Consider the following 10,798-nt stretch of genomic DNA (forward strand, 5'->3'; position numbering starts at 1 on the left):
TTTAGTTTTTCAGCTTTTAGCCCTCGACCGCAGAAATATGCCCAAACATTTCCTGAGTAAACGCCACCCGCTCTTCAGCCGTCTCCGTCACCCCACGCGCCTTCAGCTCTTCCAGGCGCGCCTCGACGGCATGGGTGCGCAACGTCAGCCCGCAGTCGTTAGCAATCTGAATATTCAGCCCCGGCCGCGCATTCAACTCAAGAATCAACGGGCCTTTCTCCTGATCCAGCACCATATCCACGCCGATGTACCCCAGCCCGCACAGCTCATAACAGCCCGCCGCGAGTTTCATGAAACCGTCCCAGTAGGGCAGTTGCACGCCATCCACCGCGTTGGTGGTGTCGGGGTGTTTGGTGATGATGTTGTTCAGCCAGGTGCCGCGCAACGTCAGCCCGGTCGCCAGATCGACGCCGACACCGATGGCGCCCTGGTGCAGGTTGGCCTTGCCGCCGGACTGCCGGGTTGGCAGGCGCAGCATCGCCATCACCGGATAACCCATCAGGACGATGATGCGGATATCCGGCACGCCTTCATAACTGATGCTTTTGAAGATCTGATCCGGGGTCACCCGGTATTCAATCAGCGCCCGGTCACGGTGGCCGCCCAGCGAGTACAAACCGGTGAGAATGCTCGAGATGTGATGCTCCAGCTCCTCATGGGCAAGGATCTTGCCCGACACCGTGCGATAGCGGCCCTCGAAGCGGTCGGCAATCACGATGATGCCGTCACCGCCGGCGCCCTGCGCCGGTTTGATCACGAAATCGTTGCGCCCGCCGATGATCTCGTCGAGCTTGTCGATTTCCTTCTCGGTGGAGATCACGCCATACAGTTCCGGCACATGGATGCCAGCCTCGATCGCGCGTTCCTTGGTGATGATCTTGTCATCGACGATCGGGTAAAGGCTGCGCTTGTTGTACTTGAGCACGTAGTCGGCGTTACGCCGATTGATGCCCATGATGCCCCGCGCCTCCAGCGCTTTCCAGGTCTTCCAGAAACCGAACATCAGGCGTCAGCCTTCTTCAGGAAAGCCTTGAAACGCACCAGTTCGGTCAGGCGGTAGCCACGATAGCGACCCATCGCCAGCATGAAACCGACCAGAATCAGCAGGATCGCCGGGAAGGTGAACACGAAGTAAACCAGCTCCGGCACCGTCATGATCAGGTGCGCCAGGGACGCGGCGAACAGCGTGCCGATCGCGACTTTCAGCGCATGGTTGGCGCCACGTTCTTCCCAGGTGATCGACAGGCGTTCAATGGTCATGGTCAGAATCACCATCGGGAACAGCGCCACGGACAAACCGCGCTCCAGACCGAGTTTATGACTGAACAGACTGATGGCCGCGATCAGTACCACGACAAAGGTCAACACCACCGACAGTCGCGGCAGCATCTGCAACTTCAGGTGTTCCAGATAAGAACGTAATGACAGGCCCAGCGCCGTGATCACGGTAAACAGCAGAATGCCGAAGCCCAGTTGCGTCTCGCGGAAGGCGAGGGCGATCAGCACCGGGGTGAACGTGCCGAGGGTCTGCAGGCCGATCAAGTTGCGCAGGATCAGAATCACCAGCACGCCGATCGGGATCATCACCATGATCATGAAGGTCTGCTGGGTCTGCAGCGGCAAGCCGTACAGCGAGTATTCGAGGAAGTTGGCGTCGGTGTTCTCGTCGGTCAGCTTGGCCAGACGAATCGCGTTCATCTCGCTGTTGTTCAGGCTGAAGGTCACGTTGGCTTTCTTGCCGCCGTCGACGGTGATCAGGTTTTCATCGCCGGTCCACCACAGCAGGCGGTCGGTTGGCAGACCTTGCTCGCCGGTTTCCGGGTTGAAGTACAGCCAGTCGTTGCCGTTGAAGCTGCGCAGCCACAGTTCCGGGGTTTGCGGCTGGTCGGCGACGAGGCGGATGGTGTGGACTTTTTCCACCGGCACGTGAGCGATGGACAGCAGCAGTTCGACGATTTTGGCTTTGTGCGCGGTCGATGGATCGCCGGCCAGCAGCAGTTTCACGTTGTCATCGTTAAGGTTGTTGACGCGTTTGATCGCCTCGCCAATAAAGGTTTCGACGTCAGCCGAGTGTTGGCGGATCGGTGCAAGCAGGGCTTCGGCGGCGATTTTCTCAGGGCCTTCGATGGCCATGCTGTCGCGGAATGTCGGGCCTTTGACTTTGGATTTTTCAGCGGTGTAACGCTTGGTCAGCACCAGACGGTAATAAAGAGTCTGATTGCCCTTGGCCCGGCGCGCTGACCAGGTGACTTTGCGGTTGCCGTCGACGCGGTTCACGGCGACGCCATAATTATTGGAGATAAAGCTTTCGTTGAGGCTGACGTAATCGCGGCTCAATGGCGGCACGAACATCTGGATCTTCACCGGATCCTTGGTGCTGGCGACGAACTCGACCTTGGCGTCGATGTTCCACAAGTCGTCGGTTGCATCTTCGGTCACCGGGATGCCGAGCACGAAAATCTGATAGGCCGTAACCGAAACGCCCAAGAGCACCAGAATGGTGATCAGGATTTTCAGGTGGAAGGTTAGAGAACGCATGGAAATTACTCGGCGGTATGAGCGGCGATGGTGCAGGCGGGTTTGCCGGCAGCGTATTTAAGGCTTGGATCGACCAGCGCATCGAAGCGTTTCAGCGCTTCGGAGCCAATCAAAAGCGGATATTGGAACGCACTTCGGTCGGTCAGGTTCACTTCGATGCTGCGAAGCGCCGTGCCCATGCAGATATCCAGCTCGATCACCGGACGGGCGGTGTACTTCTTACCCTCTTCCGGGTCGTAGTCGCTGGCGCGGCGCTTGATCTTGCTGACCCGGGCCAACGGCCGTTCGATCGGGTGCGAATGCGCGGCATCGATCGCCAGGTAGAAACGTACCCAGGACTCGCCGTTGCGTTTAAAGCGTTTGATATCGCGGGCACTCAGCGAGGCGGTTTTCGCACCCGTATCGAGTTTGGCCGCGACTTCGAGATTGATGCCGTCAAGCGAAGCGTATTCGTTGAGGCCGTACACGGTTTTTTCCCCCGCGGCGGCGAGGCCGGGCAGGCAAAACAGGGCAAAGAATGTGGGAAAAGGCTTGAGTCTCATAAATCCTGGTGCGCAGCGTTCCGTTTTCGGTTCAGGTCCTTGGCAAAACTTGCGCAAGGCCCTTCGTGTGCCTATCAGCTTTTTATGACAAGCCGTACAAATGGCCAGCAAATGCGGGCGGCATTCTAGCACGGTGGTTTTATGGCGCCAGCGCCGGCACCGGTCTATAACCCTTGGTATTCCCTGTGGGAGCGAGCCTGCTCCGGGCGGCGTTCCGACGAAGGCGGTGCGTCATCTCAAGCAGATGCTGACTGACACTACGCTTTCGCGAGCAGGCTCGCTCCCACAGGGATTTATCGACCAATGGAAGATTGGTTGTGGTTATTAGACGATTGTCGACAATGTCTATTTATCCTTTGACTGATGCGGGCGAATTGGCTAGTTTTTGCCGCATTGGATTTAAAGGTGTCGACAATCATGCTGGATCAACTCGATCCCCCGGTCATCAGCGGCGACGATTCCGAGACACTCTCGGAAAACGTCTTCCGGCGCATTCAGGCGGCCATCGTCAAAGGCGAGATAGCCCCGGGCAGCAAGATCTCCGAGCCGGAGCTGGCGCGCACTTACGGCATCAGCCGTGGGCCATTGCGTGAGGCGATCCACCGTCTTGAAGGTCAGCGCCTGCTGGTGCGCGTGCCGCACGTCGGCGCGCGGGTGGTCTCGCTCAGCCATGCCGAATTGCTCGAACTCTATGAAATCCGCGAATCCCTTGAAGGTATGGCCTGCCGTCTGGCGGCCGAGCGCATGAGTGTCGAAGAAATCGACGAACTGCGCCGGGTACTGGAAACCCACGAGCGCGACGCGGCGTTTCAGGCTGGCGTCGGCTACTACCAGCAGGAAGGCGATTTCGACTTCCACTACCGGATCATCCAGGGCAGCGGCAACCGCACGCTCACGCAGATGCTCTGCGGCGAGCTCTATCAATTGGTGCGCATGTACCGCATCCAGTTTTCCACCACGCCGAACCGTCCACGCCAGGCCTTTGCCGAACACCACCGGATTCTCGATGCCATCGCCGACCGTGACGGCGAGCTCGCGGAATTGTTGATGCGCCGCCACATCGGCGCCTCGAAACGCAACATCGCCCGTCATTACCAGGACGGCGCCCACAATAAGACAGCCACTGAACGAGGTGAGTCATGAGTTCCAAGCACAGCACTCCAGGCCAGCGTTTCCGCGATGCGGTCGCCAGCGAGCACCCATTGCAAGTGGTCGGCGCGATCAACGCCAACCATGCGCTGCTGGCCAAGCGCGCCGGTTTCAAGGCGATCTACCTGTCCGGTGGCGGGGTGGCCGCAGGCTCGCTCGGCGTGCCGGATCTGGGCATCACCGGCATGGATGACGTGCTGACCGACGTGCGCCGGATCACCGATGTCTGCGATTTGCCGCTGCTGGTCGATGTGGACACCGGTTTCGGCTCGTCGGCGTTTAACGTCGCGCGCACCGTCAAGTCGATGATCAAGTTCGGCGCGGCGGCGATTCATATCGAGGATCAGGTCGGCGCCAAGCGTTGCGGCCATCGTCCGAACAAAGAGATCGTCAGCCAGCAGGAAATGGTCGACCGCATCAAAGCCGCCGTCGATGCCCGCACCGACGACAGCTTCGTGATCATGGCGCGTACCGATGCACTGGCGGTGGAAGGTCTGGAGTCGGCACTTGATCGCGCTGCAGCGTGCATCGAGGCTGGCGCCGACATGATCTTCCCGGAAGCCATCACTGAGCTGGAGATGTACAAGTTGTTCGCCAACCGCGTTAAGGCGCCGATCCTGGCCAATATCACCGAATTCGGCTCGACGCCGCTGTACACCACCGAGCAACTGGCCGGCGCTGACGTGTCGCTGGTGCTCTATCCACTGTCGGCGTTCCGCGCGATGAACAAGGCGGCGGAAAACGTCTACACCGCGATCCGTCGCGACGGCACGCAGCAGAATGTCATCGACACCATGCAGACTCGCATGGAGCTCTACGATCGCATCGATTACCACACGTTCGAGCAGAAGCTCGATGCGTTGTTTGCACAAAAGAAAGGCTGAATTTAAACCCCTGTGGGAGCGAGCCTGCTCGCGAAAGCGGCGGGCCGGGCAATATCAATGTGACTGACACGACGCATTCGTCGGAACGCCGCCCGGAGCAGGCTCGCTCCCACAAGTTTTCCCTACAAATTCAAAAAGATTGGAGAACACAATGGCCGAAGCAAAAGTACTCAGTGGCGCCGGGCTCCGTGGCCAGGTTGCCGGGCAAACCGCACTGTCCACCGTGGGCCAGGCCGGTGCCGGGCTGACCTATCGCGGCTACGACGTGCGCGAACTGGCAGCCGATGCGAAATTTGAAGAAGTCGCCTACCTGCTGCTCTACGGCGAACTGCCGACCCAAGCGCAACTCGACGAATACCAAGGCAAGCTGAGCAAGCTGCGCGACCTGCCGCCAGCGCTGAAAGAAGTGCTCGAACGCATCCCCGCCGACGCCCACCCGATGGACGTGATGCGCACCGGTTGCTCGTTTCTCGGCAACCTCGAACCGGAGAAAGACTTCTCCGAGCAGCGCGACAAGACTGACCGCCTGCTCGCCGCGTTCCCGGCGATCATGTGCTACTGGTACCGCTTCAGCCACGACGGCAAGCGCATCAACTGTGTCAGCGACGAACCGACCCTAGGCGGCCACTTCCTGCACTTGCTGCACGACAAGAAGCCGAGCGAACTGCACGTCAAAGTGATGAACGTCTCCTTGATCCTTTACGCCGAGCACGAATTCAACGCTTCGACCTTCACCGCCCGTGTTTGCGCCTCGACCCTGTCCGATCTGTATTCCTGCGTGACAGCCGCCATCGGTTCGCTGCGTGGCCCGTTGCACGGCGGCGCCAACGAAGCGGCGATGGAAATGATCGAACGTTTCTCGTCGCCGGAAGAGGCGATCAAAGGCACCCTCGGCATGCTCGAGCGCAAGGACAAGATCATGGGCTTCGGCCACGCGATCTATAAGGACAGCGATCCGCGCAACGAGGTGATCAAGGGCTGGTCGAAAAAACTCGCGGACGAGGTCGGTGACAAGGTGTTGTTTCCGGTCTCGGAAGCCATCGACAAGACCATGTGGGAGCAGAAAAAGTTGTTCCCCAACGCCGATTTCTACCATGCCTCGGCGTACCACTTCATGGGCATTCCGACCAAGCTGTTCACGCCGATCTTCGTCTGCTCGCGCCTGACCGGCTGGGCTGCACACGTGTTCGAACAGCGCGCCAACAACCGCATCATCCGTCCGAGCGCCGAGTACATCGGCGTTGAACAGCGCAAGTTCGTGCCAATCGAACGTCGCTGAAATGGTGAGTGCCAACCATCGGCATTGAAATTACCCAGATCCTGTGGGAGCGAGCTTGCTCGCGAATGCGGTAGATCAGTCGACATTGATGTTGAATGTCAGTCCGTCTTCGCGAGCAAGCTCGCTCCCACAGTGGTCGGTGTGAATTTCAGGGCGGTGTCTGGCCCACACTTTGAAACTACCGTGACCCGAGTCCTGACCCGATGAACACAGAATTCCGCAAAACCCTGCCCGGCAGCCCTCTGGATTATTTCGACGCTCGCGCGGCAGTCGAGGCGATCCAGCCCGGCAGTTACGACACCCTGCCGTACACCTCCCGCGTGCTGGCGGAAAACCTTGTGCGTCGCTGCGACCCGGCCACGCTTACCGATTCCCTCAAGCAAATGATCGAACGCAAACGCGACCTCGACTTCCCGTGGTTCCCGGCGCGCGTGGTCTGCCACGACATTCTCGGCCAGACCGCACTGGTCGACCTCGCCGGTCTGCGTGACGCGATCGCCTTGCAGGGCGGCGATCCGGCGCAGGTCAACCCGGTGGTGCCGACGCAATTGATCGTCGACCACTCGCTGGCGGTGGAAGCGGGCGGGTTCGACAAGCAAGCGTTCGAGAAAAACCGCGCCATCGAAGACCGTCGCAACGAAGACCGTTTTCACTTCATCAACTGGACGAAGAAGGCCTTCAAGAACGTCGACGTGATCCCGCCGGGCAACGGCATCATGCACCAGATCAACCTGGAGAAAATGTCGCCGGTGATTCAGGTGCGTGAAGGTGTCGCGTTCCCTGACACTTGCGTCGGCACCGACAGCCACACCCCGCACGTCGATGCGTTGGGCGTGATCGCTATCGGTGTCGGTGGCCTCGAAGCCGAGAGCGTGATGCTCGGTCGCGCGTCGTGGATGCGTCTACCGGAAAGCGTCGGCGTCGAACTGACCGGCAAGCTGCAACCAGGCATCACCGCCACCGACATGGTGCTGGCGCTGACCGAATACCTGCGCAAACAGAAAGTCGTCGGCGCGTGGCTGGAGTTCTTCGGCGAAGGCGCCGCGGCGCTGACCCTCGGCGACCGCGCGACCATTTCCAATATGGCCCCGGAATACGGCGCCACGGCGGCGATGTTTTACATCGATCAGCAGACTATCGATTACCTGAAACTCACTGGCCGTGAAGACCAGCAAGTGCAATTGGTCGAGCAGTACGCCAAGCTCACCGGCCTGTGGGCAGACAGCCTGAAAGGCGCGCAATACGAGCGCGGTCTGACTTTCGATCTGTCCTCGGTGGTGCGCAACATGGCCGGCCCGAGCAACCCGCACGCCCGCGTCGCGACTTCGGATCTGGCGGCCAAAGGCATCTCCGGGCAGTGGGAAGACGTGCCGGGGCAAATGCCCGACGGCGCGGTGATCATCGCCGCCATCACCAGTTGCACCAACACCAGCAACCCGCGCAACGTCATCGCTGCCGGCCTGCTGGCGCGCAACGCCAACAAACTCGGTCTGACCCGCAAGCCATGGGTGAAGTCCTCGCTGGCGCCGGGTTCGAAAACCGTGGCGCTGTACCTCGATGAAGCGGGGCTGACCACAGAGCTGGAACAGCTTGGTTTCGGCGTCGTCGCCTTCGCCTGCACCACCTGCAACGGCATGTCCGGCGCGCTCGATCCGCTGATCCAGCAAGAGATCATCGACCGCGATCTGTACGCCACCGCCGTGCTTTCGGGCAACCGCAACTTCGACGGCCGCATTCACCCGTATGCCAAGCAAGCGTTCCTCGCTTCGCCGCCGCTGGTGGTCGCGTACGCCATCGCCGGGACCATCCGTTTCGACATCGAGAAGGATGTGTTGGGCGTGGTCGACGGCAAGGAAATCCGCCTCAAAGACATCTGGCCGAGCGATGAAGAAATCGACGCCGTGGTGAAGTCTTCGGTCAAGCCTGAGCAGTTCCGTCAGGTCTACATCCCGATGTTCGCCGTCCACGAAGACACCGGCCCGAAAGTCACGCCGCTGTACGACTGGCGCGAGATGAGCACCTACATTCGCCGTCCGCCGTATTGGGAAGGTGCACTGGCCGGCGCCCGTCCGCTCAAAGGCATGCGCCCGCTGGCGGTGCTGCCGGACAACATCACCACCGATCACCTGTCGCCATCCAACGCGATCATGCTCGACAGCGCCGCCGGCGAATACCTGGCGAAAATGGGCTTGCCGGAAGAGGACTTCAACTCGTACGCCACCCACCGTGGCGACCACTTGACCGCACAACGCGCGACGTTCGCCAACCCGAAACTGTTCAACGAAATGGTCGTGGAAAACGGCCAGGTCAAACAGGGTTCGCTGGCGCGTGTCGAGCCGGAAGGCAAAGTGATGCGCATGTGGGAAGCCATCGAAACCTACATGGAACGCAAGCAGCCGCTGATCATCATTGCCGGCGCCGATTACGGTCAGGGATCGTCCCGCGACTGGGCGGCGAAAGGCGTGCGTCTGGCCGGTGTCGAGGCGATTGCCGCCGAAGGTTTCGAGCGCATCCACCGCACCAACCTGGTGGGCATGGGCGTGTTGCCACTGGAATTCAAGCCGGGCACCGACCGTCACACCCTGGCCATCGACGGCAGTGAAACCTACGACGTGATCGGCGAGCGCAAACCGCGCGCGGATCTGACGCTGGTGATCCATCGCCAGAACGGCGAGCGCGTTGATGTGCCGGTCACTTGCCGTCTCGATACTGCTGAAGAAGTGTCGATCTACGAGGCCGGCGGCGTTTTGCAGCGCTTCGCTCAGGACTTCCTCGAAGAGTCGGCGGTTGCCGTTTAAATCATGTTTTGTGCACGCGGGCGATACCGCCCGCGTTCGCGCTTAAGGAGCACTCATGGCTCACGCACCACAGATCAAAATCCCCGCCACCTACATGCGCGGCGGCACCAGCAAAGGCGTGTTCTTCAGCCTCAAGGATCTGCCCGAAGCGGCGCAGGTTGCCGGTCCGGTTCGCGACGCTCTACTGCTGCGCGTCATCGGCAGCCCCGACCCCTACGACAAGCAAATCGACGGCATGGGCGGCGCGACTTCGAGCACCAGCAAAACCGTGATCCTGTCGAAAAGCATCAAGGCTGATCACGACGTCGATTACCTGTTCGGTCAGGTCTCCATCGACAAGCCATTCGTCGACTGGAGCGGTAACTGCGGCAACCTCTCGGCAGCGGTCGGTTCGTTCGCCATCAGCAATGGTCTGGTCGACGCCAGCCGCATTCCGCACAACGGTGTCGCGGTGGTGCGCGTGTGGCAGGCCAACATCGGCAAAACGATTATTGCCCACGTGCCAATCACCAACGGCGAAGTGCAGGAAACCGGTGATTTCGAACTCGACGGCGTGACCTTTCCGGCGGCTGAAGTGCAAGTCGAATTCATGGATCCGGCGGCAGAAGAGGAGGGCGGCGGTGGCTCGATGTTCCCCACCGGCAACTTGATCGATGAGCTGGAAGTGCCGGGTGTCGGCACCTTCAAGGCAACCATGATCAACGCCGGCATCCCGACGATTTTCGTCAACGCCGAAGACATCGGTTACACCGGCACTGAGCTGCAAAGCGCGATCAACAGCGATCCGAAAGCGTTGCAGATGTTTGAGACGATTCGGGCTTACGGCGCATTGCGCATGGGCTTGATTGCCAATCTCGATGAAGCAGCGAAACGGCAGCACACACCGAAAGTCGCGTTTGTCGCCAAGCCTGCGGATTACGTGGCGTCGAGTGGCAAAGCGATTGGCGCCGGCGATGTCGATTTGCTGGTGCGCGCCTTGTCGATGGGCAAGTTGCACCACGCGATGATGGGCACGGCGGCGGTGGCGATTGGGACGGCGGCAGCCATTTCCGGGACATTGGTCAACCTTGCAGCGGGTGGTGTTGAACGTAGTGCCGTGCGTTTTGGGCATCCGTCCGGGACCTTGCGCGTTGGCGCTGAAGCCAGTCTGGAGAACGGCGAATGGGTCGTCAAAAAAGCCATCATGAGCCGCAGTGCGCGCGTGCTGATGGAAGGTTATGTGCGCATTCCGGGCGATTCTTTTTGATTTGAGATCTTTTACCCTCATCGGAACGCCGCCCGCCCAGCCCTCTCCCAAAGGGAGAGGGGGCCGACCGAGGTGTCTTGGGTTGTACATCGACCTGAAAGATCGAGGCGATTATGGATTCAGGGGTCGACCGAGGTGTTTGGGGTTGTACATCGACCTGAAAGATCGAGGCGATTATGGATTCAGGGGTCGACCGAGGTGTCTGGGGTTGTACATCGACCTGAAAGATCGAGGCGATTATGGATTCAGGGGCCGACCGAGGTGTCTGAAATTGTGCATTGACCAGATTGATTATGGATTCAATGGAGATCGTTCACTTCGGTGAACCTCTGAAGCCTCCCCCAATCAGTCCCCTCTCCCTC

8 protein-coding genes are annotated in these 10,798 nt (G+C 60.1%); 5 read left to right on the plus strand and 3 right to left on the minus strand.

Features of this window, described 5'->3' with window-relative positions:
* Window positions 1-16 precede the first annotated feature (16 nt).
* From L8H52_RS29850 to L8H52_RS29860, 3 genes are read right to left on the minus strand one after another with little or no spacing between them, the layout of a single operon-like run.
* The gene (locus L8H52_RS29850; RefSeq protein ID WP_242210108.1) at window positions 17-1,003 is read right to left on the minus strand and encodes an alpha-L-glutamate ligase-like protein; all 987 of its coding nucleotides are present in this window, start codon (window positions 1,001-1,003) and stop codon (window positions 17-19) included.
* Window positions 1,003-2,538 (minus strand): inactive transglutaminase family protein, encoded by a 1,536-nt coding sequence (locus L8H52_RS29855; RefSeq protein WP_242210107.1) that lies wholly within the window; start codon window positions 2,536-2,538, stop codon window positions 1,003-1,005. Before L8H52_RS29855 ends, L8H52_RS29850 begins: the two co-directional genes overlap by 1 nt.
* 5 nt (window positions 2,539-2,543) lie before the next feature.
* Window positions 2,544-3,080 carry an ATP-dependent zinc protease gene (locus L8H52_RS29860; RefSeq protein WP_242210106.1) on the minus strand — a complete coding sequence of 179 codons (537 nt, stop codon included), beginning with the start codon at window positions 3,078-3,080 and terminating at the stop codon, window positions 2,544-2,546.
* A 420-nt stretch (window positions 3,081-3,500) separates the two neighbouring features.
* On the opposite strand from L8H52_RS29860, the gene L8H52_RS29865 reads away from it, so the two are divergent.
* From L8H52_RS29865 to prpF, 5 genes are all read left to right on the plus strand, one after another.
* Window positions 3,501-4,223 carry a GntR family transcriptional regulator gene (locus L8H52_RS29865; protein WP_172828118.1) on the plus strand — a complete coding sequence of 241 codons (723 nt, stop codon included), beginning with the start codon at window positions 3,501-3,503 and terminating at the stop codon, window positions 4,221-4,223.
* Window positions 4,220-5,113, plus strand: coding sequence for a methylisocitrate lyase (gene prpB, locus L8H52_RS29870; RefSeq protein ID WP_242210105.1), 894 nt, complete (start codon window positions 4,220-4,222; stop codon window positions 5,111-5,113). Before L8H52_RS29865 ends, prpB begins: the two co-directional genes overlap by 4 nt.
* Window positions 5,114-5,264: 151 nt before the next feature.
* Window positions 5,265-6,392, plus strand: a complete 1,128-nt coding sequence (gene prpC / locus L8H52_RS29875) for a 2-methylcitrate synthase (RefSeq protein WP_242210104.1) — start codon at window positions 5,265-5,267, stop codon at window positions 6,390-6,392.
* Window positions 6,393-6,595: 203 nt separating this feature from the next.
* Window positions 6,596-9,190 (plus strand): Fe/S-dependent 2-methylisocitrate dehydratase AcnD, encoded by a 2,595-nt coding sequence (gene acnD, locus L8H52_RS29880; RefSeq protein WP_242210103.1) that lies wholly within the window; start codon window positions 6,596-6,598, stop codon window positions 9,188-9,190.
* 55 nt (window positions 9,191-9,245) lie between these two features.
* Window positions 9,246-10,436 (plus strand): 2-methylaconitate cis-trans isomerase PrpF, encoded by a 1,191-nt coding sequence (prpF, locus tag L8H52_RS29885; protein WP_242210102.1) that lies wholly within the window; start codon window positions 9,246-9,248, stop codon window positions 10,434-10,436.
* Window positions 10,437-10,798: the final 362 nt, after the last annotated feature.

The sequence above is a fragment of the Pseudomonas sp. CROZ-RG-20F-R04-15 genome (assembly GCF_022662375.1).
Taxonomy (GTDB): domain Bacteria; phylum Pseudomonadota; class Gammaproteobacteria; order Pseudomonadales; family Pseudomonadaceae; genus Aquipseudomonas.